Raw genomic sequence first — 24391 nt, 5'->3', positions numbered from 1 at the left:
ATTATGGATTTTAGTGTCTATGATGCACTTGGAGATACAACAAACAAGCTCTACAAGCAAGTTCAAGCAGGAAAACTCCTAGACCCTAGAGAAGCTAGAGCTAACAAGCAAACTAGAGAAGAGTTTAGGAGAACAATTTTGCAATGGCAAAAAGAAGAATTAAGTGGTTATGATGCACCATATCACGACGATATGAGTCAAGAGCAAGTTGAACTCAATTTAGATATTTCTCTCCTAGAAGCCAAAATTATGGCAGTTACCCCTCCTCAAGGTTATATCAATGCTCCTTACTACTACTTCCCTGAAGAGTTAGATGAACTCTTTGAAGCAGGGAAGCTTGATAGGAAGCTTGATCCTAGAATTGAAGCTTATAGACGCGTAGGCTTCCCTCATGAGTTAGTTAAAAGAATTGAAGAGTTTAAGGCAGAAGAAAAGAAATAATATTTGTGTCTGAGATAAAATACATAAATCTATTTTAATTTTATTCCCCTAAAAACATCTGAATACTATCGATACCAACTTGAGCACATTTCTCATCTAAATGACCCCCAGGAGCACCACCTACTCCCACACCACCAACAACTATATCATCAAATTTTATAGGTAATCCTCCACCTAAAAACACAAAATTATCATTAAGTTTTATCAGTCCTTCTGATGCTTTTCCCTCAGCAATATTTTGAGCGATATTTGCAGTGGAATTTTTCATTGATGTAGCAGTATATGCTTTTTTGAAACTTGCTTGAATAGTGTGAGGGGCACTCTCTTCACTTCTAGCTACTGCTAAAATCTCACCTTTGTTATCCACTACTGTTACACTTACAGCATAACCATCATTTTTGCATTGTCTTACACTCTCTTGAGCGATTTTTGCCGCTAATTCTCCAGTAAGCACTGGTATTTGGGGTAATGCACCAAACATAAAACTACATAAACAAATATTCATTAAAATTTTTTTCATGATAATCCTTTCTTAAAAAATAATCTTAGTTTTTATCCCTACAATACAATCTTGTAGTATTTCTAATTTTTTTATACTCATCTCTATACTTTTTAGACAAGAAAAATGCTTCTTTAAATGTTTTGCAATATCTTGTATAGCATCTTCTAAAAGTAAATATTGATTTTTTATAAAAAGATTTTTAATCATATCTTTTAAAACAACATAATCTAAAAATTCTTGAGATTCATACTCAAAGATTCCTTCTACTAGAATCTTTTGAGTTTTCTCTCTCTCCAAAGGTAAAATACCAATGATTGTTTCAAACTCCAATTTTTCTATGATGATTGAAAAAATCACTCAATTACCTTTTTTTCTTCACCTTTTAATAAACGCTTAATATTTGGGATATGTGTATAGATAATCAAAACCCCTATTAAAATCACAGGAACATGAGAATGGATTTGTTTTGTGATATTGATACTTTGAGGTAAATCAAAAATATTTGGAATGATAAAAGTAAATAAAATTCCGCTCAAAACACCAAATAAACTTGATAAAGAAGAGATTTTTAATACCTTTCCAATAATACCCCAAATAATCAATCCTAAAATTCCTTCAATAGGCATAAGTAAAAAAACAGAACCAATCGCAGTGGCTACGCCCTTTCCACCATTAAATCCTAAATAAGGGCTATAGCAATGCCCCAATATTGCTAAAAGTGCAATCATCCACTGCACAGAATACTCTAAACCAAAAATCTTAGCAAATAAAACAACTATTAGACCTTTTGTGGCATCTAGTAAAATAGTGATTATTGAAAAGAATTTTGCTTTTTGTGGTTGAATCTCTTTGATAGCACGATAAACATTTGTAGCACCAATACTACCAGATCCAACTTTTCTAATATCAATTTGAAAAAATATTTTTGTTAAAACAAGACCAAAAGGTATTCCACCAAATAAATAAGCAAAAAGATAAAACAATACATTTATATTTGTAATTACACTCATTACCGTATCTATCATATAAAGCCTTTTTCAAAAAATGCTACAATTATAACAAATTTTAAATTTTGGAATGAATATGTTAAGAAAGATTATTTTTGTTTTATTAACTAATTTTTATATGTATGCTATACCATCAGGATTTTTTGTCGGTGGAAATTTTGGAGGCAATTTTGATGCTTCTTTGTTAAGTGAATTTATTATTATTCAGGATTCTAACGGTCTTTTTACAACAAATGTAAATGGTTCTAGTGCTACAAAGATAGATCCAAACATTGGCATACAAACAGGATATTTCCTCAGTATCAATAACTGGAATGCTTTTAAATTTTCTTTGAATTCTGATTATAGGAGATATTATAGTGCAGTTTCTGAATCTTATTTGAATCTTTTTCAGCTTGGTCTTTCTGCTGATTATTTTTTAGCTTTTCAAAATAGGCCAAATTCTATAGGCTTATTTATAGGTGGGGGGTATGATTTTAGTTTTGGTAGTCTTGTAGCTCATGTCAATAGTATTTGGGATTTTGGAATACCTAGTGATAAAATGCAAAATTCTTATAAAGAAAAAGTTATACATCAGCCATTTGTAAATTTTGGTCTATATAAAGCTTTTGGTAAAGAAGGTCAAATGAATTTAAGTGGTGGTGTTAAACTTCCATTTGGAAAATTTGTTGAGTTAAATTATGAAGAAGCACAGGCATATATAGTTGCTATAGCTGTATATCCTCTCTATAAAGTTTATTTAAATTTTAGTTATACATTCTAAGCTTAGTCTTTTTTACTTACCGACCAAGCAAGAGTGATAATCCATCCGATAAAAGTAAAACCAAAAAATAAATTGATAATCAAGATTCCATATCTACTACTATGCTTTCTTTTGAAAGCAATAAAAGTAGGTAAAAAATAAATAAAAAAACCTAAAATTCCAAAAAGAAATACTAAATAATACCATAATGAAGAAGTTTGATGCACAATTTCAACTCCTTCTAATATCTGTATATTATTAAACATCCAAATGTTTTACATTTTTAGCGTTTTCTTGAATATAAACTCTTCTTGGCTCTACCTCATCACCCATAAATAATGTAAAAATCTCATCAGCTTTTTCATCATTATCTAATTTTACTTTGATTAGGGTTCTATTTTGCGGAGTCATTGTAGTTTCCCATAGCTGTTCTGGATTCATTTCTCCCAAACCTTTATATCTTTGTATATAAGCACCTTTTTTAGCAGAATCCTCAACTTCTTCAAGCAATTGAATCAAATCTTTATTTTTAGCAAAATCTAGATTTCTTTCAATAATTTTATTGTAAATAAAATATGCTTCTTCAAAGAAATTATCAACAAAAAGATTTTCATCAATACTCATTTCTACCAAACCTGTTTTTGTTTGGATATAAAGAGTAATTTGTTCTTGTGAAATACTTTTACTTAAAATATTACATTCTATATTTTTTAAGAAAATTTCTATTTTTTCATACATTTCTTCAAAGCTCAAAGAAATATAATCTCTATTTTCTATTAGGAATTTTACCAATTCAATCATCGGATATCTTTTTTCTAATTCTTTTAAAATACTTCTATAGTGTGCAATAAACTTTAGAATTTCTAAAAGTTCTTTATTACCAATACCCTCAAAATTAAAATTCTCAATCCCATTTTCTATTAGGAATTCGCTTAAAGCTTTTTCATCTTTGAGATAAATTTCTTTTTTACCTTTTTTAAATCTATAAAGTGGAGGCTGTGCAATGTAAATATGACCATTTTCTATAAGTGGTTTTAAATAACGATAGAAAAAAGTCATAAGAAGTGTTTGGATGTGACTACCATCGACATCAGCATCAGTCATAATAATGATTTTATGATAACGCAATTTTTCAATATCAAATTCTTCACCAATCCCACAACCAAAAGCTGTAATCATATTTTTTATTTCATCTGATTTTAAGATTTTATCAAGACGAGATTTTTCAACATTTAAGATTTTTCCTCTTAGAGGTAATATGGCTTGATAGACTCTATCTCTACCTTGTTTTGCACTACCACCAGCACTATCACCCTCAACAAGATAAATTTCGGATTCTTTTGGATCTTTACTCTGACAATCTGCTAATTTTCCAGGAAGTGTTCCTACACTAAGAGAATCTTTTTTTCTAGTTAGCTCTCTAGCTTTTTTTGCAGCTTCTCTACCTCTAGCCGCAAGCAAAGCTTTTTGCATAATAGCTCTTGCTTCATTTGGATTTTCTTCAAAAAATTTAGCAAGTTTTTCATAAGTAAGTTTTTGAACAATTGGTTTAACAAAAGAACTTCCAAGCTTTCCTTTTGTTTGTCCTTCAAATTGTGGTTCCATAATCTTAGTAGATATAATTGCTACAAGACCTTCTCTGACATCTTCACCTTGAATTTTAGAATCTTTTTCTCTTGAATTTGCATTTGCTTCAATGTAATTCATAATAGCTCTACTAAGCCCTGCTCTAAAACCAGCTTCATGTGTTCCACCATCAGGTGTTCTAATATTATTTACAAAGCTTAAAACTTTTTCATCATATCCTTCATTATAAGCAAGTGCAATTTCTACTTCTGTATCTTCTTCCATCGCTTGAAAACTAATAATAGGGGAAATAAAAGGCTTTTTATTTATATCTTCTACAAACTGATGCAAGCCATTTTCAAAATGATATTTTTCTTCTTTTCCTGTTTTTTCATCTTTAAAAAATAAAGTGACATTTTGATTTAAATAAGCCATTTCTTTGAAACGCTTAATCAAAATATCTGCATCAAAATCCAAAACCTCCATAACTTCACCATCAGGGAAGAATTCTATGGTTGTTCCATGTTCTTTTGTTTGGCCAATAATTTTAAGATTTGTTGTTGGGATACCTTTTTCAAATTCCTGACGATAAATATTTCCATCTTTTTTGATTGTCATAATCAATTTTTTAGATAATGCATTAACAACACTAACACCTACACCATGTAATCCACCAGAAACTTTATAAGTATCTTTATCAAATTTTCCTCCGGCATGCAACACTGTCAAAACAACAGTAGCAGCTGGCATATTTTCTGTAGGGTGCATATCTACAGGAATACCTCTACCATTATCTTCAATGATAGCACTACCTTCTGTAGTTAAAGTAATTTTGATGCTATTACAATGTCCAGCCATTGCCTCATCAATAGAATTATCTACAACTTCATAAATCATATGATGCAAGCCATTGATATTTGTATCCCCTATATACATTCCAGGGCGTTTTCTAACAGCTTCTAACCCTTTTAAAACCTTTATATTACTTGCGCCATAATTTTTATTTTCCATAAAAAGCCTTTGATTAAATTACTGGTAATATGATTGTTGAAAAATTGCCACTTTTTACAATAAAAGGTGTGTTTGATTCATTGATACATATTTCAAATTCTGGAGTTTCAATATGAGCAAGGAAATCTAACATATATCTAGAATCAATTCCTATAGAAAATTCCTCTTGTAAGCCTGTGCTAAATTCAATTTGAGTTTGAGCTTGTTCTGAACTATCATTTGACATTGTTTCAAATAAAATTTCACCTTGTTTGAAAGTCATTCTAAATTTTGTAGATAAAGAGTTGATAAGCTTAATTGCATCTATGATTTCATCTTTTGGTAATTTCATTTGAATTTTAAATTCTTTTGGAATAATTTTTTCATAATCAGGGAATCTATCATTGATGAGTTTTGTGAAAAAACTATAGTATTCATTTTGGATAGTAAGTTGTGTATCACTATAATAAATTTCCATATTATCTGGGAAAAGTTTGATGATTTCATTGATTGCTTTTTTTGGCAAAATTATCGAAAAGCTTTCTATAGATTGGATATCTTGTCTCATAAGAGCTAATCTTCTTGTATCTGTTGCTACAAAACTAAAATGATAATCTTTGAGTTCTAATAAAGCTCCTGTAAGTGATATTTTTTGATTATTAGAATCAATTGCTGGTATGATTTTTTTTAATGATTGAATAAAATTTGAAGTATCAATATTTATTTTATTTTGATTTTGGCTTTTGATATTTTTTGGGAATTCATTAGTATCAAACATTGGAAGTTTAAATTTTGATCTTCCTTGTGTAATATGGATATTTTGAGAATCTGTTTCTAATGTAAGATCACCATCTTTTAATCTTTTAATAATTTCTAATATTTTTTTTCCATTAACCGTTGCACTTCCATCTATTTCTTTTTTGATTTCTATATTTGTATCTAGACCTATTTCATAATCTGTAGCTTTTAGTAATATTTTGTTTTCAAAAGTTTCAAAGTATATGTGTGAAGTTATTTGCGAAGAGTCTTTTTTATCTAAGAAAGGTTGCAAGTGGTTTAAGACATTTTCAAAGCTGTTTTTATTGACACTAAATTTCATCAGAGATCCTTAAATAAAATAATTTAGTAGTATTAGTATATTTGTGAAAATTGTGAAAAAAACTTATAACTACCAAAATGAGCTTTTTTCATTTGATTTTTGTTTCAAAAAGTTTTCACAAAAGATGTGCTTAATTGTATCTAAAAATAATAAAAAGTATGCTTATAGCTTATTTCTAATTTCATCAATTAAAAGTTTTAATGAAGCATTTTCGTTGATTTCTTTATTAACTGTGGTATAGGCTTTAGATACTGCGCTATGATCTTTCATATTTAATGATTGAGCTATCATTGCCATAGAGTTTGGAATCATTTGTCTTGATAGAAAAATAACAATTCTTCTAGCTTTTGCAATATTTTTATGTTTATTTTTTGATGCAATTTCACTAGGTTTAATATTAAATTCTTTTGCTACTGCTTTAATAATTCTTTCAATACTTATATTTTCATGATTTTCTTTTTGTATATCTTTAAGTGCATTTTTTGCACTAGCTAGAGTAATTGTTTGTCCAAGTAATAAGGATTGAGCATTAAGTTTTATGATTAAACCTTCAATTTGCCTAATATTTTCACTGACATTTGAAGCTAAGAATTCTATAATGTCTTGATTTATATCAATACGATTTATAATACATTTTTGTTTAATAATTTCTATTTTTGTTTCAAGTCCAGGAGGTTGTATATCTGCTGTGATTCCCCATTCAAATCTTGATTTTAGTCTATCTTCTAAACCTATGATTTGTTTTAAGCTTTTATCTGCTGTCATAACAATTTGTTTATTTTTAGAATGTAAATCATTAAAAGTGTGAAAAAATTCTTCTTGGATTTGTTGTTTTCCTCCAAAGAATTGGACATCATCAATAAGAAGATAATCACAATGCCTATATTTTTCTCTAAATTTATCCATACTATTGCTTTGTAATCTTGCAATATAATCATTCATAAATTGTTCTGCTGTTACATAAATCACATTTTTATTTTTTTCTATGACTTTATTCCCTATGGCATTTAGAAGGTGTGTTTTTCCTAGACCAGTCCCACCATAAAACAATACAGGATTATAATTTTTTGCTTGTTTTTCAGAAATTTGTTTTGCAATTTCATAGGCAAATTTATTAGATTCTCCTTGAATGAATGTTTCAAAGGTATAAGAAGGATTTAATATAGTTTCTGTCCTTTGAATGATTTGTTTTGAATTTTTCACATTCTTTTTTTGAATTTCCGAAAAAAAGCGTATTTGTGGCCTTATATTGTAATATTTTTCAAAAATATTGATAATTTTATCGGTATAATTAGTTTTTATGTAGTTAGCTAGAAAAATATTTGCAACACAAAACCCTATAATGTCCTGTTTTGAGTGATTCTCACTATATTTTATTTTTGAAATATATGTTTTATAATCTGCTTCATCAAATTCTTTTTTAAATATTTCATCAAGGTTTTTTTGTGTCATTTTCTTTCAAAAGTCCTTTTTTCACATATGTGATTTTTTTGTGAAAAACTAGCAAAATCATCTTCCTAAATTATATAATAAATCTTATTTTATGTTATTAAATTATTAAAATGTAGATGGTTTTATATGAATATTTTAGGAATTGATCCTGGTAGTAGGAATTGCGGTTATGCAATCATAAATTTTGAAAATAAAAAATTATCTTTAGTAGAAGCGGGTTTTATAAAAATTAAAGAAAGAATATTGCAATATCAAATTACAGAATTTATTGATGGAATTGATTTGGTTTTAAAAAATCATAAAATTGATAGTATTGCGATTGAAGATATATTTTATGCGTATAATCCAAAAAGTGTGATTAAACTTGCTCAATTTAGAGGAGCACTTTCTTTAAAAATCTTGCAAGATTTTGGAAATTTCGCAGAATATACTCCATTACAGGTAAAAAAAGCTCTCACAGGAAATGGAAAAGCTGATAAAAATCAAGTCGCTTTTATGGTTAAGAGAATCTTAAATCTCAAAGGAGAAATAAAACCTTTAGATATTACTGATGCAATTGCTGTTGCGATTACACATTCTCAGAGAATTTAAGATATTTTTCCCAATCATAAGCAGTTTGTATAATGATTTCTAAATCATCATATTTTGGTTTCCAATTTGTATGTTTTAAAATTTTCTTATTATTTGCAATTAGTTTTGCAGGATCTCCATTTCTTCTAGGTTGATTTTCCACTAAAAAATCTTGTTTTGTAATATCTTTCACAGCTTTTATGACTTCTGCTACACTATAACCTCTAGCATAACCAACATTAAAAATATTTGATTTTTTATTTTGCAGTAAATAATCAAATGCACTAAGATGAGCACTTGCTAAATCATTTATATGAATATAATCTCTTATACATGTTCCATCTCTAGTATTATAATCATTACCAAAGATACCCATTTTCTCTCTTTTTTTAACCGCACATTCAATTGCAATTTTTATCAAATGTGTAGCATTTTTGCTTCTTTGTCCTAAACCGCCATAGAGATTTAAGTCTTTATTTTTTATATTTGCACCAGCGACATTAAAATATCGTAAAGCAATATAATTAAAATCATATATTTTAGCTGTATCTTCTAATATTTTTTCACTCATCATTTTAGAAGATCCGTAAGGATTGATTGGTGCAAGCATAAAATTTTCATCTATACTTTCAAATTCTCCATATGGTTCCCCATAAACTGCTGCTGTAGAAGAAAAAATAAAATTTTTTATTTGGTATTTAATACAAAGTTCTATAAGATTTGTTGTATTCATTGTGTTATTTTGATAATAAAGCAAAGGATTTTTTGTAGATTCTTCAACAATAAGAGAAGCTGCAAAATGTAATATACATTCAATTTTTTTATTTTTAAAAATTTCTTCTAATTTTTGTCTTTCACTAAGATCACATTTGATGAATTCTATCCTATCTTTAAATTTAGATTCTAAAAAATTAAAATTTTGTAAAAAACCTGTAGAGAGATTATCAATAATAATAATTTTATTTTGAGTATTTTCTAAAAATTCAAAGATAGTATGTGATCCGATATATCCACATCCACCAGTAACTAGAATATAACCCATGAAAATCCTTTTTAGTTTCTTTAGGGTATTATACTTCAAAGCCTAGATAAATTTTAGGAAATAAAATTTTAAATTTTTTACAAAATTAAGAAAAATAAAATATTACTTTTTAGTAGAATAACAATTTTAAAAATCAAAAAAATTTAAACTTAAGAGAATATGGAGCAAAGAATATGAAAAAAGATAAAAAAAATATTGAACGTGGTATGCATGATACTTATGCAAAAGATCCTTTTAAAGCAGATTTAGATATTTTTGGAAGAGAGGTAAATCCACTTACAAGAAGAGGTTTTTTAAGAAAATCTTCGCTTTTAGCGATGGCTTCAGTTATTGGTTCTAATATTCCTTTTGCAGAAAATATGCCAGCAGGAGTAATGCCTGCTTTATTTGCAAATAGTGATACTCCTTTTAGTGTTCCTGGAAAAGATGGATTGATTTATCTTAATGATAAACCAATGACAGCAGAGACACCACCTCAATTGCTTGATAGTCCATTTACAGAACCAAAATATTTTTTCATTAGAAATAATGGAAATGCACCAGAAGAATCTAGTTTAGATCCAAAAACTTGGACACTTGAAATTAGTGGAGAATCTTGTAAAAATCCTCAAAAATTTACTATTGAAGAATTAAAGAAAAAATTTAAAACTTATACTTATGCTCTTACAATTGAATGTGCAGGAAATTCAAGGGCTGAAATTGTTCCAACAACTAAAGGAAATCAATGGCAACTTGGTGCTGTAGGATGTGGTAGATGGACAGGTGTGAGATTAAGAGATGTGCTTGAATATTGCGGAATAAAAAAAGATGCAGTATATGTTGCATATTATGGAGCAGATACAAGACTTGATAATAATCCAGACAAAGAAGTTATTTCTCGTGGTGTTCCAATGTCTAAGGCACTTGAAGATGAAAGTTTAATTGCTTGGGAATATGAGGGAGAACCTATTCCTTATATGAATGGTTTTCCATTGAGATTAGCTATTGGTGGTTGGTCTGCAAGCGTTTCAGGAAAATGGTTAAAAAAGATTGTCATTCGCAATAAGGTGCATGATGGAGAAAAAATGAATGGACAAAGCTATCGTATGCCTTGCAAACCTGTTGCTCCAGGAGAAAAAGTAGAAGATAAAGATATGTGTGTTTTAGAATCAATGGTAGTTAAATCTATTATTACTTTCCCAGTTTCTGGTATAAAAACTCCTCTTAATAAAGAGCTTCAAGTTCGAGGAAAAGCTTGGGCTGGTGATCGCAGTGTCAAAGAAATGTGGATAAGTATTGATTTTGGTGGAACTTGGCAAAAAGCTGAACTTAAAAAACCTATCAATCGTTTAGCGTGGCAAGAATGGAGTGCAAATGTAAAATTCCCTCAAGAAGGGTATTATGAAGTTTGGGCAAGAGCAGTTGATGATAAAGGTATATCTCAACCAATGGTATTACCAGGATGGAATCCAAGAGGATATCTCAGTAATTCTTGTCATAGAATCGCAGTTCGTGTAATCTAAAACTTTAAGGAAAAAAAATGAAAAAGCTAATTTTTGCTTTTATTTTAGGAATAGTAAGTTATGGTGTTGAAATTGATCCTGATACAGGATTAAAAATATCAAAAGGATTTGAAGAAGTTAAAAATAATTGCACAGTTTGTCATGCCGCAAGTATGTTTACTAGTGCTAGAGGAAGTCGTGAAGAGTGGCTTGCTTCTATTAGATGGATGCAAGAAACTCAAGGACTTTGGGAATTTGACCCTGAAACTGAAAATATTATTCTTACTTATCTTGAAACAAATTATCCACAAGAAGTTACTTCTAGACGTAGGCCTATACTTTCAAAAGATCTTTTACCACCGAAATAAATCAAAAATATTTAGTAACTTTATTAGAGTTACTAAATATTGTTAGTATTTTAAAAAATTTAATTAAAGAAGTTATATGCAAAATAATATTCATTCTTTTGATACAAAAACTTTGACAATGTCTATATTAGTATCTCCATCAATGGCAAATTTTAGTGGTGTAATGCATGGTGGAGAATTGTTAAAATTACTAGATCAAGTAGCTTATGCTTGTGCTACTAGATATTGTGGTGTAGGAGTTGTAACGATGGCTGTTGATAGTGTGATTTTTAAACAGCCTATACCCATTGGCTCATTGCTTACATTTTTAGCAAGTGTAAATTATACTGGAGAAACAAGTTGCGAAGTTGGAATAAAAGTTCTCAGTGAAAATATAAAAAATAAATCTTTACAACATTGTAATAGTTGTTACTTTACAATGGTTGCAATTGAGAATGGAAAAAAGGTAAAGATTCCACAATTTGAACCACAAACAGAGATTGAAAAACGCAGATGGGAAAATGCTATTTTAAGAAGAAAGCGCCTACAAAAATAAATTTTCTAAACTTTCTTCTTGCATATAGATTTTAATAAAATTCTGTGTATCTTCTTGTATATTTTTATCCCCATAGTAATCTAAAAAAATTTCCTCGTTTATTTGTGTAATATACACAATTCCACAAATAGATTCTTTTTTCTTTTTAAAACAAAGCTCAATATATTTACAAAAAGTTTGACCAATAGTTGTGAGATCTTTTTTTGTTTTTGAAATTAGCCCATAAAGGGAAATTTTTTCTTGAATAAAACAAGAATTTTGAAAAAGATGATATTGAATTGTAGGAATACTGCTATTTTTAATAAATTTTTGTTCAATATTGATACCAAAAATTAAATTTTTTTGTGCCTTGATATTAAAGGATTTTAAATATTCCTGCAAGCTTATTTGATTCTTATCATTTTGCTTTTCTGTATCAACCAAAAATTCAAGTAGCGTATCTACGCTTTGATTGAGTTTTTCTATCTTTTTATTAGTTTGTTCAAAGATATATTTTTGATTAGCAATTTCTACACAAGCCCTATTAAACATACTTTCTAAAGTTTGAATATAGTTTTTTTGTTCATTTATAATTTTTTCATAATTTTTTTTCATTGCTTACCTTTAAACTTTATTCCTAAAAGTATAGCATTGATATAGCTTTGAATATCAGCTAAATTTTTATAGGCAATATCATAACCAACACCATGATCAACAGAAGTTCTTAATATAGGAATATTTAGAGTTACATTGATACTTTGTGCAAAATACAGAGCCTTAAGAGTAGCAAGACCAATATCATGATAAAAAGCAATATAATACTTATATTTTTTTCTTTGCATCGGAGTAAAAGCAGAATCTGCACTTATAGGACCTTTAAATATTTCTTCTTTTAGTTCAGTATTGATTTCTTTGATAGCATCTTGAATGATAAAATCTTCTGTGCCAATAAGTCCATTATCACCACAATGTGGATTGAGCCCTAAAACAGCAATATTTTTTTCTTTTATACAAAGATAAAGGTTGAATAAAAATTGTTTAATTTTATCTTTTTGTATCAATTTGCTTACCATTTTTAATGGAATATGATCTGAAAATAAAGCTACAAACATCTCTTCACATCCAAGCATCATAATCCCTTCTTTTTTATAGCGATTTCTAAGAACTTCAGTATGTCCGATGAAATCTATATTTGCTTTTTTCCAAGCAAATTTATGTATAGGTAAGGTGGTAATAAAATCTACCTGTTTTTCTTCCGCTAATTTGCAAGCTTTTAAAAAACTTTGATAGCTATATAATCCAGAATCTGCAGAGATTTGGGCTATATTTAAGGAGGGGATTTTTGCGTCAATATCTATGAATTCAGCATCTTTTGGGAAATCTAATTTTAATATTTCTGCCAATTTTTTTAAAAACTCTTTGTGAACACAATAAAAAGGCTTGCAATATTGTTTTATAATATGATGACTTTTGAGTAGTATTTCTGGTCCAATACCATTACTATCCCCAATACTAATACCAACTTTATACACGCATTAAATCCAACATATCTTTTATTGCTTCTTTTAGACCGACAAAAACAGATTTTGCAATAATGCTTTGACCGATATTTAACTCTTCTATTTCTTGTATTTTTACAATTTCTTTGACATTAAAATAATTAAGTCCATGTCCAGCATATACACCTAAATTAAGTTTTTTTGCTCGCATTGCTATATTTTTAATAGTTTCAAGAGATGTATTTATCTCTTGAATCAAGGAATTTTTGTCTAATTCTAGGTTTTTAATACTGTTGTGAGTATTTTTAAGGTTGCTGTAAAGCATAAGAGTTAAGTTTGCATAATAGCCTGTGTGAATTTCTATACCATCAGCACCATAGCTTTTTGATAATTCTAGTGCAGATAGATTTGGATCAATGAAAGTTGCCACAAAAATATCATGTTTTTGGAATTCTTTTATCACATCTTTTATTTTGTTATTTTCCATATTTAATCCACCCTCAGTGGTAACTTCCTCTCTTTTTTCAGGAACCAAAGTTACCTTATAGGGTTTTTGTTTGCAAATAAAATCCACAATATACTCATCAATAGAGCATTCAATATTTATGGGTAAAAAGGAGGATTCTATAATTCTTTTAACATCAAAGTCATTGATATGTCTCCTATCTTCTCGCAAGTGAATAGTAATTTGTGACACACCAGCATTTTTAGCGATAAAAATTGCTTCTAAAGGATCAGGATCATTTATTTTTCTAGCTTCTCTAAGTGTGGCAATATGATCAATATTTAGGCCTAATTGCATTTTTGCTCCTTAATTTGATAAAGATAGGTTAAAGAATTTTTTAATAATTTTAAAAATTCTCTCAAAACTTGCATTTTCTTTTTCAAAAAAATGTTTATTATCTTGTCTTTTAAATCCTGTATTTAGATATTTTTTTACTATATCAAATACCATATTTGCATCTTGACAATGATGCATAAGATTGTTTTCTAATAAATATTTATCGTGAAATAAAAATAATGAGCGTGTAGAAATTGTAGGAATACCAAGATAACAAGATTCTAAATTCATTGTGCCTCCACCCCCAATAAGCATATCAATATAAGGATAAAAATCACTAGGATCTAATTTTTTTTCTAAAATTGTAAGATTCTTGATGTGGGAGAAATTTGCTTTTAACTCTAAGTCACCATAACGCGGCATTAAAACAAGATTAACATCTAAAGTGCTTAATAGTTTTATACTATCGTAGATAACAGGTAATTTCTTTTTAACATAATGTGCTTTATATTCTTCTTCTCGTAAAAGCAAAGTTGGTTTTGTAATATCTAATCCATAAGATTTTCTAAAATCTTTTCCCTTTTTTAAGTCTTTAAGCCAAAGTGCCACATCAATAAAATCATAAGAAATAATATTTTTACTTTGGATTCCCAAAGAACTATAACAAATTTCAGGCACTACAAATGGGCGAAAAATCAATGTGCTTAGAGGCAATGTGAGTTTTGCCACAGCTGTGATTTTTTTAATTGTAAAAGTATCGCTAGCCAAGGGTGTATCAGAAAATTGTATGATTGGTATGCCTAGTGCAAATGCTGTGTGTGTGCCTTCCACACTTACGCCAGTAATAAATAACTTTGGTTTGCCTATTTTTTCAAAAAGCTTTATAAAACTTTTTTGTCTATCTAGGCGTGCTTGAAGTTTTCCATTTTGAGTATCTCCCCCATATCTTCCAATACAAATACATTTTATTTTGAAAAGTTTTAATAATTTATAGCATTCATTGTAGTCTTTACTATATCTTGTAGTAATAATAACCTTATCTAATTTTTCTAATAAAGGAATAAAGTGTCTAAAAAATAGAACATATTTTGGATCTGTAATATCTAACCAAATCAAAATTCAAAATCCCCACCCTGACCTTTATTCATACTTTCATATACAGCTTTTACATATCCTTTGCGTAATTCACATTCCATAATATTTTCACATTTCAAACAAGAATCTAAATTTTTATTTTTTTGGCATTCTTGCAGATTTTGAAGCTCTTCATTTAGTTTAATATCAAATTGATCCAAATTTTCACTCATTGATTATTCCTGAATTTAGAAATTTCTTCTTTGCTTCCAAAATAACAAGGTGTTGTGTCATGCAAATTTGAACAAGGTAGTTCTAAAAGCCTGATACCATTTTCTCCAATCGCTTCCCCACCGCATAATTCAAAGATATATGCAAAAGGAAATACTTCAAAGAGCTTGCGTAATTTTCCTTTTGGTGCATCAGTTGTTGCAGGATAGCTGAAAATACCTCCACCTTTGATTAGTATTTGGTGCAAATCAGGAACCATTCCACCAGAATAGCGTAAGCGATATCCAGAAGCAAAGAAAGATTCTATAATCTTTTTATGTCTTATATCCCAATATCTTTGTGTTCCACCAGTGGCATTTATTTTTCCTTTATTTTGTAATATGGGCGTAGGTTTTTTTATCCATTCTTTACCATTGAAACTAAGATATTGTATTTCTTGATGTGCAAATACAATCTCAACTCTAGGACCATAAATAATATAAGCACTTGCTTTTAGATTTTTGCCTTGAAAATCTTGAGTATAGATTCCAAAAATTGATCCGACACTCAGATTGCTATCTACAAGAGAAGAACCATCCAAAGGATCATAAGCGATTAGATAATCTCCCTCTTGTTTGTATATAGCTTCTTGTTTTTCTTCACTACACACACCCTTAATGCACTTAAGCTCTAATAGTTTTTTTTCAATAAGTTTGTCTGCCATAACATCGACTTCTAATTGTTGATCACCATTACTATTACTGCTTTCAAGATAATTTGCATTTGCTCGCCATAAAAGACCTTGGATTTCTTGAGCTAGTATTTTTAGAGTTTCAAAAATTTCTTGCATTTTTAACCTTAACTTTTTGTTTAATTATATCTTATTGTGTTTTATGATATTCTTTTGGAAAATTTTTTTTAAGGGAATTTATGCTCGTTGCTCCTAGTATTTTGTCTGCAAACTTTTTGAAGTTAGAAGAAGAAATAAAGTCTATATGTGATGCTGGTGCAGATTTGATTCATATTGATATTATGGATGGACATTTTGTTCCAAATCTCACTTTTGGTCCCGTAGTTTTGCAAAATATTGATAAGATTTGTCAAAAACCCTTAGATATTCATCTTATGGTAGAAAATGTTCCATTTTTTGTAGATTTATTTGCTCCACTAAAACCTAAATATATAAGTGTTCATATAGAGGAAACAAAACACTTACATCGTGTAATCCAGCAAATTAGAAATTATGGAATTTCACCAGCAGTTGTGCTCAATCCTCATACAAGCCAAGAGAATCTTAAATATATAATCAAAGATATTGATATGGTGCTTTTGATGAGTGTCAATCCAGGTTTTGGTGGTCAAAAGTTTATACCAAATGTTATAGAAAAGATTAAAAGATTAAAAGAATTGATACTTTTAGAAAATCCACAATGTTTGATTGAAGTAGATGGTGGTGTAAGTGATAAAAATATTTTAGATTTAAAAAATAGCGGAGTTGATATTGTTGTTGCAGGGAGTTATATTTTTTCTCAAAAAGATTATAAACAAGCAATTTTATCGCTGAAACAATGATTTACAATAAAATTTATAATAAATTCCAAGCAAAAAAAGTCTCAAAACAATCTTTTTTAAGCTATGTTAAAAACTTATTTGAGATAGATAATGATGAGCTAGCTTTGGAGATTCTAAAAACAGCAGGGTTTTGGGTTTTAGAAAAAGATGATTTTTTAGAGTTAGAAACTTCCTACAAGGATTATAAAAATACAACCTTTTGTTTTGTAGATATAGAAACTACAGGTTCAAAGCCTTTGCAATCCCAAATTATAGAAATTGGTGCTATTAAGTATCACAATGGCAAGATTATTGATAAATTTCAAACTTTGGTATTTGCGGACTTTATTCCTCAAAATATTATAGAGCTTACAAATATTCATACAGAAATGCTACAAGATGCACCAAGTGAAAAAAATGCTTTAAATGCTTTTAGAAAATTTTTAGGAGATAGTGTTTTTGTAGCACACAATGTAAATTTTGATTATAGCTTCATTAGCCAAAGAATAAGTGTATATGGGGAAGTAGGGCTTTTAAATCCTAGAATATGCACAGTAGAACTTTCAAGAAAAAGTATTTTATCTCTAAGGCATTCTCTTGCTTATCTAAATAAATTTTTAGGAATCAATATACACAATAATCACAGAGCATATGAAGATGCACTTGCTTGTTTAAGGGTTTTTGAGATTGCAATGCTAAATTTACCAAAAGGTATCAAGAGTGTTCAGGATTTAATAGAGTTTTCTAGAGGAAAGAAAATTTAACCCATCTTTTAGATGGGTTAGAGAGATTTATTGTTGGTTTAGAATTCCTAATACTGCAACAGCATGAGGAGTCATTGCACCACATTTATTGCAAACTGTATAAACTGCAGGAACATAAGGGCTGTTAATACTAACATTACCATCAATCTTATTTTGAAGCATAAGATTCCCAAAACCTGGTGCAATTCCTAAATCCTTGCCACCACAAGATGGGCAAACTAATTTTGCACCCTTTTCTTTTAATTTTTCTAAAATGCTTTCTGGTGTGATACTTACATCTGCCATAATTACTCCTTTTTTGGATTAAAATCAAAGCTCTATTATAACTAGTTTTTAGTTTTTTATAGTTAATTCAAAAATCAAAGAAATGTAAAGTCTAACCTTATATAAATTTTGGTCTATTCAAGGATTATCCACTTATCATATTTTTTAAATAATCAAAGCAAAAAATGATAAAAATTTAAATATTTTTTTAACATGGGGTTTCTCAAAAAATATTTTTGATAAAATTGCTCTTACAAAAAATTATAAAAATTGCAACATAGTTTTGTATTTAGCGGACGCTTTTTCAGAATTGTGTATTTTTGTAGTTTTAACATCAAAAAAGGAGTAAAAATGCAGAATTTAGAAGGTAGAGAATATAATGTGTTTAGCACTATATTGCAAAAGGCTAAAGCAAAAGGAAGGATCAAAGTTGCTGTAGCACAGCCTACAGATGAGACGAGTTTAAGCGGAGTGGTTGATTCTTATAAGGCTGGCTTGATAGATCCAATCTTAGTTGGTGATAGACAAAAGATTGAGCAAACTGCAAAAGATTTTGGTTTTGATATTACTTCTTTTGAAATAATCAATGCTATTGATGACAAAGAAGCAGCTGCTAAGGCTGTAGAGTTTGCAACAAAAGGTGAAGTAAAGGCATTGATGAAGGGAAATTTACATACCAATGATATTATGGGGGCGGTTTTAAAAAGAGATGCGGGATTAAGAACAGAAAATAATGTATCACATGCTTTTGTTATGGATATTCCTGCATATCACAAAGCATTGATTATCGCTGATTGTGCTATCAATATTGCTCCTGATGTAAATGCAAAAATCAGTATCTTAAAAAATAGTATTTATCTTGCACAACAACTCGGAATCTCTATCCCAAAAGTTGCTTTACTAAGTGCTGTAGAGATGCCTTATGAAAAGATTCCAAGTTCAATGGAGGCATTTGAGATTTCTCAAAAAGCAAAAGAGAGCATAAAAGATGCAATAGTTGAAGGACCATTGGCATTTGATAATGCAATTTCTTCATTATCAGCCAAAATTAAAAAAATAGATTCCCCTGTTTGTGGAGACCCAGATATTCTAATTGCGCCACAAATAGAATCAGGAAACATCTTATTTAAAGCTTTGGTATATCTTGCTTATGCAAAGGTTGCGGGCATTGTTTTAGGAGCAAAGGTTCCAGTTATTTTGACATCAAGAGCAGATAATGCAGAGGCAAGAGTGGCTTCTTCAGCCCTAGCTGTTATTGCAAGTAAATAAAAAGGAGTAAAAAATGAAAGAAATTATTTTAGTTATCAATGCTGGTAGTTCTAGCTTAAAATTCAAAATTTTTGATTTAGAAAATAATGCTATTGCTTCTGGGCAAGTAGAGGGTATAGACCTTGCTCCAAGTTTTAAAGCAAAGAATGCAAATGGTGATGTAATTGCAGAGCATTTATGGAGCCAAAAAGAAGCGCATAATCACGCACTAGTTTTAGAATATCTCATTTCTTGGATACTAGAGACTTTCAAAGAATATAAATTAAGAGCTTGTGGTCATAGAGTTGTGCATGGTGGAACTATTTTTAACAAATCAGTAAGAATTGATGATAAGGTAATTGCTGATATTGAAAGCCTTATACCTTTAGCACCTTTGCATCAACCTCATAATTTACGCGTCATTAAATTGATGCATTCAATGTTTCCAGATATGCCACAAGTTGCAGTTTTTGATACGGCATTTCATCAAAGTATGCAAGGAAATGCAACAATGTATGCTATCCCCTATTCTCTTTACAAAGAGGGTGTAAGACGCTATGGAATGCATGGGACTTCTTATGCATATATCGCAAAAAAGATGCAAGATTCTTATCCAAATATAGCAGATAAAAAACTTATTATTGCGCATATTGGATCAGGTGCTTCCCTTTGTGCCATTGAAAATGGAAAATCTGTGATGACAACTATGGGTATGACTGCTTTAGATGGGGTTCCAATGGGAACAAGACCAGGAGCTATTGATTCTGGAATTTTGCTTTATTTGATGGAGAGCAAGGGGTATGGTGTCGATGAGATAAGAGATTTTCTTTACTATAAATCAGGGGTTGGTGGTTTGTCAGAGTTTAGTTCAAATTTCTATACACTTGAATGTAATATTGATAAAAATGAAGGAGCTAAAAGAGCCTTTGATTTTATGACATATCGTGTTGCAGAAGAAATAGCAAAACTAATGGTTTCTTTGAATGGTTGTGATGGGATTATATTTACTGCCGGTGTAGGTGAAAATTCTGCATATTTTAGATCAGAAGTGTGCAAACATTTGGAGTATTTAGGCGTGAAGATTGATGAAAATAAAAATCAAACAAGAGGCACAGAAGCTATCAGTGCTCAGGATAGCAAAATCGCAGTGTTTGCAATTCCTACAAATGAGGAATTGATGATTGTGCTTGATACAAAAGCATTAAGTTAATTTGACTTAAAAAACTACAGAGATTTCAATCCCTGTAGTTACCTAAAATACGCTATTTATAGATAGCACCCCCCCCCCCTTTTTTTTTATTATTATTTGTTAAGAAAATGTCAAAAAAGCAATTTTTTAATATATAATTTTTGTCTTACTTTAAAAATAAAGAGCTTAAATACTTTTAAAGTAAAAAATTAAAATCTTAAAAAAGGAGTTTTTGTTATGAAACAAAAATTTAATGCAATGAGGGGGGGGGGTATAGTAATTCTTTAAATGCTTCTTTCTCTTCAAAAGATTCAAAAAAAATTTTCAAACCTTTAGTTGCTAGTTCTCTAGCTTTGTTTTTAAGTGCAAATATTGCAAGTGCTCAGGCTATTACAGGTAGTTGCACAAGCTCTAATAATTGCACTGACATTACAAAAAGTATTACTTTTTTATTTGGGAAAACAGCAGATAGTTCAATTAATTATGATGCTGGTACAAACAAAGTTACTTTTGGACAAAATATTTCACAAGTTACACTTAGCGATACAGAGTTTAGTGCTAAGAAGTTTGATCTTGGCACTGGAACAATGACAATTGATTTCAATAACACAGCTAATGATAATCAAAGAAGCTTTACTCTTAATACAGAGAATATTTTTAAAGGAAATATTTATATTTTAGCTGGTAAGGGGAACCAAAATGGTGGAGAAGCTAAAAATGGTAAATTCACTGCAAATTTTGGCAAAAATGTGGAAGGGAATATCACTCTCACAAGTCATGGGAATTTTTATAATGCAGTGAGTCATAAAAATGAAATAACCTTTCAAAGTACTGCAAGCCTCAAAGGAAATCTTGATGCTTCAGCTGGAAACAATACTATTACTTTTGAAAATGGTAATCTTGAAGGTAATGTAAGTGCTAGTGCGAAGTATAGCACATATCAAGTAGCTAAAAATACTATAATCTTTAAAGGCGATAGCAATAAAATCACAGGAAATGTTACTGCTAGTGCTGGTGCTTATGTTGGTGGCTATGGAACCAATGATATAACTTTTGAAAAAGGCGGAAGTATTGGGACAAGTGGTAGTAATACAATCACTGCATCTGGAGGAAATAATACCATTACTTTTAATAGTGTTAGTAGTGACACTAATGAAGATGCAACAATCAATGCAAATATAAATGCTTCTACAACAAGCGGTGGTGGTTATTTTACTAATATTATTGCTTTTAACGGAACTGGAACTAATACAATCAATGGTAATATTACAGCACAACAATCAAAAAATACCATAACTTTTGGAGCAACTACTACTAGTGGAGTTCAAAATAAGGCAAATTCTACCAACTCTATCACAGGAAATATTACTGCTTCTGGCGGAACTAATGAAATTACACTTAATACTACAGATTCTACTCTTGCTATCAATGGTGGTATTACTAGCAATGCTGGAACTAATACTATCAAAGCAGATAGTGGAACATTAACTATCGGGAAAAATAGTAGTAGTGGCACAAGTAAATATTCTATTACTGCTAATGGTGGTGGAACAGCTACTAATACCATTTCTGCCAAAACACTTACTATTGATGTAGATAAGATTGAAGCTACTGGTAATTACAATAGCATAAATAAAAATGAAATTACTTCAACAACCAATGGAACACTTAAAACAAATACTATTACTGCATCAAATGGTAAAATGCCAAGCGAAAATAAAATTACATTTGATGAAAATAATGGAAGCATAGAAGTGGGTTCTGGAGGAATTAGTGCTTCTAGTGGTAAAAATGAGATTAAGGCAAATACTATCACTATCAATGGTAATGTAACAAGTGCTTGGGGTAATAATACAATTAATGCAACTGGTGCAATTAAAATAGGTTCTCAAGATAAAAAAGTTACAATCTCTAATGATTCTAATGCAGCAACATCAAATGCAAAAAATACTATTACAGGTGGTGATGGTAGTGCTATTTATGCTGATGTTAAGTTATTAAAGGGAAATGATAAGGTTAGTAATAATATTACCTTAAACGGTAATTCCTCTATCACAGGAGATATTACAGCTAATGCTGGTACTAATAACATTTCTATCAAAGGCACAGCAACTACTTCAACAACACCATCTCCATCACCAAGTACCTTAACTACCAGTGCTGATATGAGTGCTTTAAAGGCATTAGTAGGTCTTACAGGTAACATCACAACAAATGGTGGAACTAACAATATTGTCTTTGAAAATAAAATATGGGCACCAACAGCATTGGGTAATTCAGGAACTCTTACAACAAATGGTGGAACTACAAACTTAGTTTTAAGACAAACAAGTTCTGCAATAAGTACAGGAGATCTTGTTCCAACTTATAACATTAATGCTAATGGTGGAACTACAAACATTGTAATGCAAGGACCTGTAAGCGTTAGTGCTAAAATCAACTATACTTCATCTTCTACTACAAATCTAATCTTTGCAAGTAGTAATGATGGTGGAACAACTTCTGCTAGTGGAAATAAAACAAGCGGAACTGTAAATGATGATTTTTCAGGCAGCAATGGTGTTACCAATGTAGCAAATGGAAAAGTGCTAGGCGTAACCTATCAAGATGGTGTAAGATTGCTTTTAGCTAGTTATAGCTCAAGTGTTGGTGGAGAAACTATCAAGTTTGTAGATTACTATGGAGATTTATTTAAACAAGAAGATGGCACACTTCTAACACTAACCACAAAAAGAAATACTTCAAGCAATGTAGATGAAATTGATGTGCAAGGATTAGCTATTGGTGGTATATTTAATCTTGAAGGAAGCACTACCTCTAGAACTTACAATGTTAATTTAAAGCAAAATTCAGCATTTGTTGGTCAATTAGCAATAGATCCTGATAAATCTAATATCACTTTAAAAATGGAGAGTGGAGCTAAGTTTGTTTTAGCTGGAACAGGTAAATCTACAGCCACTGCAAAATTACAAACTTTAGATTTAACAGGTATAGCACAGATTGATACTGCACAAGTATTGGATAATACTTTTATGCAAACAAATACAATTATTAACATTGCAAATGATGGTAATGATAACTTTACAGCACCAAATAGAGATTGGTTTAGATTACTTGAAATTGGAAGTAGCACTACTGTGCAAAATAAAGATACTGCACCAGTAGCTACTACTGATGGTCTTAAAGGAAGCAATGGTTTATTTATGGTTTATGTGAATGATGGTGCAAATCAAAGTAATGTAACACTTGGAAGTCAATATAATAATGAGCAAACTAAAACAAATTATGGAAGTGTTTATGCAGATAGAATTGTTGTGCATAGTGGAGATAAAGGAACAAACTACATTCAAACTATCCTAGATTCTTCTACAGATATTTATAGTATCAAACATGCTGCAAATACTGGAACAGAAACAACAGGTAATATTGCGGTAGCTACAGTTAAAGGAACAGGTAGTGAGCAAGTTACAAAATTTGAATCTCAAAATTCTATTCAAGGATTTGATGTTATCTCAGCTGGATTTGTAACAGAAACTACAGATGCAACTGGTAAATATACTAATAGCGGAGGCTACACCACTTACTTCATTGGCTCAGTTGGTTCCAAAGGTGCTTCTACTGCTAACCAACAAGCTTCAGCAGCAGCTCTTGGAAGTAATTATGATCTTTATTTAGCTAATATGAATAGCTTAAATAAAAGAATGGGTGAATTAAGAGAGAATGCGAATTCTCAAGGTGCATGGGCTAGAATCTTTAATGGTATGCAAACTTCTAACTTCTCTTTAGAAACTAAAGCACTCTATACTACATTCCAAGCAGGTTATGATTATGCCTTTGGATTTAGTGGAGCTAATAATTATTTAGGTTTTGCACTCTCTTATGCAAATTCTCTTACAAGCTCTAATAGTTCTATAGATATTGATGGTTCTTCTAAAGGTATTAAAGATGTAACTTCTAATGCTATAGAGTTTGCAATCTATAATGCTTATGTTCAAGATGGAGCAAGCAAAGCAACTGGATGGAAAAATGGTTTATAT

25 protein-coding genes and 1 pseudogene are annotated in these 24391 nt (G+C 30.0%); 11 read left to right on the top strand and 15 right to left on the bottom strand.

Annotated elements, in window-relative coordinates; all coding sequences use genetic code 11:
* Nucleotides 1-441: pseudogene (locus CQA57_RS08160) on the top strand (hypothetical protein); the annotation flags it as partial.
* A gap of 40 nt (nt 442-481) precedes the next feature.
* Here the strand turns inward: CQA57_RS08160 and CQA57_RS06925 are convergent.
* The 3 genes from CQA57_RS06925 to plsY are packed head-to-tail and all read right to left on the bottom strand — an operon-like array spanning nt 482 to nt 1968.
* The gene (locus tag CQA57_RS06925) at nt 482-961 is read right to left on the bottom strand and encodes a GlcG/HbpS family heme-binding protein (protein ID WP_115579510.1); all 480 of its coding nucleotides are present in this window, start codon (nt 959-961) and stop codon (nt 482-484) included.
* 12 nt (nt 962-973) lie between these two features.
* Complete coding sequence (locus tag CQA57_RS06920) at nt 974-1300, bottom strand: dihydroneopterin aldolase (protein ID WP_115579509.1); 327 nt, start codon at nt 1298-1300, stop codon at nt 974-976.
* Nucleotides 1297-1968 (bottom strand): glycerol-3-phosphate 1-O-acyltransferase PlsY, encoded by a 672-nt coding sequence (plsY, locus tag CQA57_RS06915; RefSeq protein ID WP_211305569.1) that lies wholly within the window; start codon nt 1966-1968, stop codon nt 1297-1299. Before plsY ends, CQA57_RS06920 begins: the two co-directional genes overlap by 4 nt.
* Nucleotides 1969-2026: 58 nt before the next feature.
* Here plsY and CQA57_RS06910 point away from each other — a divergent pair, with 58 nt between their 5' ends.
* Nucleotides 2027-2713, top strand: a complete 687-nt coding sequence (locus tag CQA57_RS06910) for a hypothetical protein (RefSeq protein WP_115579508.1) — start codon at nt 2027-2029, stop codon at nt 2711-2713.
* Nucleotides 2714-2715: 2 nt separating this feature from the next.
* Here the strand turns inward: CQA57_RS06910 and CQA57_RS06905 are convergent, their stop codons facing one another.
* From CQA57_RS06905 to dnaA, 4 genes are all read right to left on the bottom strand, one after another.
* Entirely contained in the window at nt 2716-2919 is a 204-nt protein-coding gene (locus tag CQA57_RS06905) for a superinfection immunity protein (protein ID WP_211305568.1), read from the bottom strand.
* Nucleotides 2920-2950: 31 nt separating this feature from the next.
* Nucleotides 2951-5269 carry a DNA topoisomerase (ATP-hydrolyzing) subunit B gene (gene gyrB / locus CQA57_RS06900; protein WP_115579506.1) on the bottom strand — a complete coding sequence of 773 codons (2319 nt, stop codon included), beginning with the start codon at nt 5267-5269 and terminating at the stop codon, nt 2951-2953.
* Between the two features lie 13 nt (nt 5270-5282).
* Nucleotides 5283-6347 (bottom strand): DNA polymerase III subunit beta, encoded by a 1065-nt coding sequence (dnaN, locus tag CQA57_RS06895; RefSeq protein WP_115579505.1) that lies wholly within the window; start codon nt 6345-6347, stop codon nt 5283-5285.
* A 162-nt stretch (nt 6348-6509) separates the two neighbouring features.
* Nucleotides 6510-7799 carry a chromosomal replication initiator protein DnaA gene (gene dnaA / locus CQA57_RS06890; RefSeq protein WP_115579504.1) on the bottom strand — a complete coding sequence of 430 codons (1290 nt, stop codon included), beginning with the start codon at nt 7797-7799 and terminating at the stop codon, nt 6510-6512.
* 126 nt (nt 7800-7925) lie between these two features.
* On the opposite strand from dnaA, the gene ruvC reads away from it, so the two are divergent.
* A complete protein-coding gene (ruvC, locus tag CQA57_RS06885; protein WP_115579503.1) occupies nt 7926-8390 on the top strand; it encodes a crossover junction endodeoxyribonuclease RuvC in 465 nt (154 codons plus the stop codon).
* On the opposite strand, the gene galE is transcribed toward ruvC, so the two are convergent.
* Entirely contained in the window at nt 8368-9411 is a 1044-nt protein-coding gene (gene galE, locus CQA57_RS06880) for a UDP-glucose 4-epimerase GalE (RefSeq protein ID WP_115579502.1), read from the bottom strand. The two genes, ruvC and galE, sit on opposite strands and share 23 nt — an antisense overlap.
* Before the next feature lie 173 nt (nt 9412-9584).
* On the opposite strand from galE, the gene CQA57_RS06875 reads away from it, so the two are divergent.
* From CQA57_RS06875 to CQA57_RS06865, 3 genes are all read left to right on the top strand, one after another.
* A complete protein-coding gene (locus tag CQA57_RS06875) occupies nt 9585-10913 on the top strand; it encodes a sulfite oxidase (RefSeq protein WP_115579501.1) in 1329 nt (442 codons plus the stop codon).
* Nucleotides 10914-10930: 17 nt separating this feature from the next.
* On the top strand, nt 10931-11260 hold the full coding sequence (locus CQA57_RS06870) for a hypothetical protein (RefSeq protein WP_115579500.1): 330 nt from the start codon (nt 10931-10933) through the stop codon (nt 11258-11260).
* Nucleotides 11261-11336: 76 nt separating this feature from the next.
* Nucleotides 11337-11795: an acyl-CoA thioesterase gene (locus CQA57_RS06865; protein ID WP_115579499.1), complete on the top strand. Its 459-nt coding sequence runs from the start codon at nt 11337-11339 to the stop codon at nt 11793-11795.
* Here CQA57_RS06865 and CQA57_RS06860 read toward each other — a convergent pair.
* From CQA57_RS06860 to CQA57_RS06835, 6 genes are read right to left on the bottom strand one after another with little or no spacing between them, the layout of a single operon-like run.
* Complete coding sequence (locus tag CQA57_RS06860; RefSeq protein WP_115579498.1) at nt 11784-12389, bottom strand: hypothetical protein; 606 nt, start codon at nt 12387-12389, stop codon at nt 11784-11786. The genes CQA57_RS06865 and CQA57_RS06860 overlap by 12 nt on opposite strands.
* A complete protein-coding gene (gene pdxA / locus CQA57_RS06855; protein WP_115579497.1) occupies nt 12386-13306 on the bottom strand; it encodes a 4-hydroxythreonine-4-phosphate dehydrogenase in 921 nt (306 codons plus the stop codon). Before pdxA ends, CQA57_RS06860 begins: the two co-directional genes overlap by 4 nt.
* The gene (locus CQA57_RS06850) at nt 13299-14075 is read right to left on the bottom strand and encodes a pyridoxine 5'-phosphate synthase (protein WP_115579496.1); all 777 of its coding nucleotides are present in this window, start codon (nt 14073-14075) and stop codon (nt 13299-13301) included. The genes pdxA and CQA57_RS06850 overlap by 8 nt, the downstream gene beginning before the upstream one ends.
* Nucleotides 14076-14084: 9 nt before the next feature.
* On the bottom strand, nt 14085-15170 hold the full coding sequence (locus tag CQA57_RS06845; RefSeq protein ID WP_115579495.1) for a DUF354 domain-containing protein: 1086 nt from the start codon (nt 15168-15170) through the stop codon (nt 14085-14087).
* Nucleotides 15167-15361, bottom strand: coding sequence for a hypothetical protein (locus CQA57_RS06840; RefSeq protein ID WP_115579494.1), 195 nt, complete (start codon nt 15359-15361; stop codon nt 15167-15169). Before CQA57_RS06840 ends, CQA57_RS06845 begins: the two co-directional genes overlap by 4 nt.
* Nucleotides 15358-16188: a class 1 fructose-bisphosphatase gene (locus tag CQA57_RS06835; RefSeq protein ID WP_115579493.1), complete on the bottom strand. Its 831-nt coding sequence runs from the start codon at nt 16186-16188 to the stop codon at nt 15358-15360. The genes CQA57_RS06840 and CQA57_RS06835 overlap by 4 nt, the downstream gene beginning before the upstream one ends.
* Before the next feature lie 80 nt (nt 16189-16268).
* On the opposite strand from CQA57_RS06835, the gene rpe reads away from it, so the two are divergent.
* The gene (rpe, locus tag CQA57_RS06830; RefSeq protein ID WP_115579492.1) at nt 16269-16910 is read left to right on the top strand and encodes a ribulose-phosphate 3-epimerase; all 642 of its coding nucleotides are present in this window, start codon (nt 16269-16271) and stop codon (nt 16908-16910) included.
* On the top strand, nt 16907-17653 hold the full coding sequence (locus CQA57_RS06825; RefSeq protein WP_115579491.1) for a 3'-5' exonuclease: 747 nt from the start codon (nt 16907-16909) through the stop codon (nt 17651-17653). The genes rpe and CQA57_RS06825 overlap by 4 nt, the downstream gene beginning before the upstream one ends.
* Before the next feature lie 27 nt (nt 17654-17680).
* Here CQA57_RS06825 and CQA57_RS06820 read toward each other — a convergent pair whose 3' ends face one another.
* The gene (locus CQA57_RS06820) at nt 17681-17938 is read right to left on the bottom strand and encodes a hypothetical protein (protein WP_115579490.1); all 258 of its coding nucleotides are present in this window, start codon (nt 17936-17938) and stop codon (nt 17681-17683) included.
* Between the two features lie 330 nt (nt 17939-18268).
* Between CQA57_RS06820 and CQA57_RS06815 the strand changes: the two genes are divergently transcribed.
* From CQA57_RS06815 to CQA57_RS06800, 3 genes are all read left to right on the top strand, one after another.
* Nucleotides 18269-19186: a bifunctional enoyl-CoA hydratase/phosphate acetyltransferase gene (locus CQA57_RS06815; protein WP_115579489.1), complete on the top strand. Its 918-nt coding sequence runs from the start codon at nt 18269-18271 to the stop codon at nt 19184-19186.
* A 13-nt stretch (nt 19187-19199) separates the two neighbouring features.
* Nucleotides 19200-20375 (top strand): acetate/propionate family kinase, encoded by a 1176-nt coding sequence (locus tag CQA57_RS06810; protein ID WP_115579488.1) that lies wholly within the window; start codon nt 19200-19202, stop codon nt 20373-20375.
* Between the two features lie 332 nt (nt 20376-20707).
* Nucleotides 20708-24391, top strand: a 3684-nt coding sequence (locus tag CQA57_RS06800) for a beta strand repeat-containing protein (protein ID WP_147288360.1), incomplete at its 3' end; no start/stop codon positions are given.

The organism is Helicobacter anseris (assembly GCF_003364335.1).
In the GTDB taxonomy this organism is placed as follows: Bacteria; Campylobacterota; Campylobacteria; order Campylobacterales; family Helicobacteraceae; genus Helicobacter_H; species Helicobacter_H anseris.
This window is presented reverse-complemented; position numbering and strand designations above follow the sequence as displayed.

Bases quoted from the DNA above. Each gene is read 5' to 3' on its own strand.
- CQA57_RS06925 (WP_115579510.1), bottom strand. From the start codon at position 961: ATGAAAAAAATTTTAATGAATATTTGTTTATGTAGTTTTATGTTTGGT.
- plsY (WP_211305569.1), bottom strand. From the start codon at position 1,968: ATGATAGATACGGTAATGAGTGTAATTACAAATATAAATGTATTGTTT.
- CQA57_RS06910 (WP_115579508.1), top strand. From the start codon at position 2,027: ATGTTAAGAAAGATTATTTTTGTTTTATTAACTAATTTTTATATGTAT.
- gyrB (WP_115579506.1), bottom strand. From the start codon at position 5,269: ATGGAAAATAAAAATTATGGCGCAAGTAATATAAAGGTTTTAAAAGGG.
- dnaN (WP_115579505.1), bottom strand. From the start codon at position 6,347: ATGAAATTTAGTGTCAATAAAAACAGCTTTGAAAATGTCTTAAACCAC.
- dnaA (WP_115579504.1), bottom strand. From the start codon at position 7,799: ATGACACAAAAAAACCTTGATGAAATATTTAAAAAAGAATTTGATGAA.
- ruvC (WP_115579503.1), top strand. From the start codon at position 7,926: ATGAATATTTTAGGAATTGATCCTGGTAGTAGGAATTGCGGTTATGCA.
- galE (WP_115579502.1), bottom strand. From the start codon at position 9,411: ATGGGTTATATTCTAGTTACTGGTGGATGTGGATATATCGGATCACAT.
- CQA57_RS06875 (WP_115579501.1), top strand. From the start codon at position 9,585: ATGAAAAAAGATAAAAAAAATATTGAACGTGGTATGCATGATACTTAT.
- CQA57_RS06870 (WP_115579500.1), top strand. From the start codon at position 10,931: ATGAAAAAGCTAATTTTTGCTTTTATTTTAGGAATAGTAAGTTATGGT.
- CQA57_RS06865 (WP_115579499.1), top strand. From the start codon at position 11,337: ATGCAAAATAATATTCATTCTTTTGATACAAAAACTTTGACAATGTCT.
- CQA57_RS06860 (WP_115579498.1), bottom strand. From the start codon at position 12,389: ATGAAAAAAAATTATGAAAAAATTATAAATGAACAAAAAAACTATATT.
- CQA57_RS06850 (WP_115579496.1), bottom strand. From the start codon at position 14,075: ATGCAATTAGGCCTAAATATTGATCATATTGCCACACTTAGAGAAGCT.
- CQA57_RS06840 (WP_115579494.1), bottom strand. From the start codon at position 15,361: ATGAGTGAAAATTTGGATCAATTTGATATTAAACTAAATGAAGAGCTT.
- CQA57_RS06835 (WP_115579493.1), bottom strand. From the start codon at position 16,188: ATGCAAGAAATTTTTGAAACTCTAAAAATACTAGCTCAAGAAATCCAA.
- rpe (WP_115579492.1), top strand. From the start codon at position 16,269: ATGCTCGTTGCTCCTAGTATTTTGTCTGCAAACTTTTTGAAGTTAGAA.
- CQA57_RS06825 (WP_115579491.1), top strand. From the start codon at position 16,907: ATGATTTACAATAAAATTTATAATAAATTCCAAGCAAAAAAAGTCTCA.
- CQA57_RS06820 (WP_115579490.1), bottom strand. From the start codon at position 17,938: ATGGCAGATGTAAGTATCACACCAGAAAGCATTTTAGAAAAATTAAAA.
- CQA57_RS06815 (WP_115579489.1), top strand. From the start codon at position 18,269: ATGCAGAATTTAGAAGGTAGAGAATATAATGTGTTTAGCACTATATTG.
- CQA57_RS06810 (WP_115579488.1), top strand. From the start codon at position 19,200: ATGAAAGAAATTATTTTAGTTATCAATGCTGGTAGTTCTAGCTTAAAA.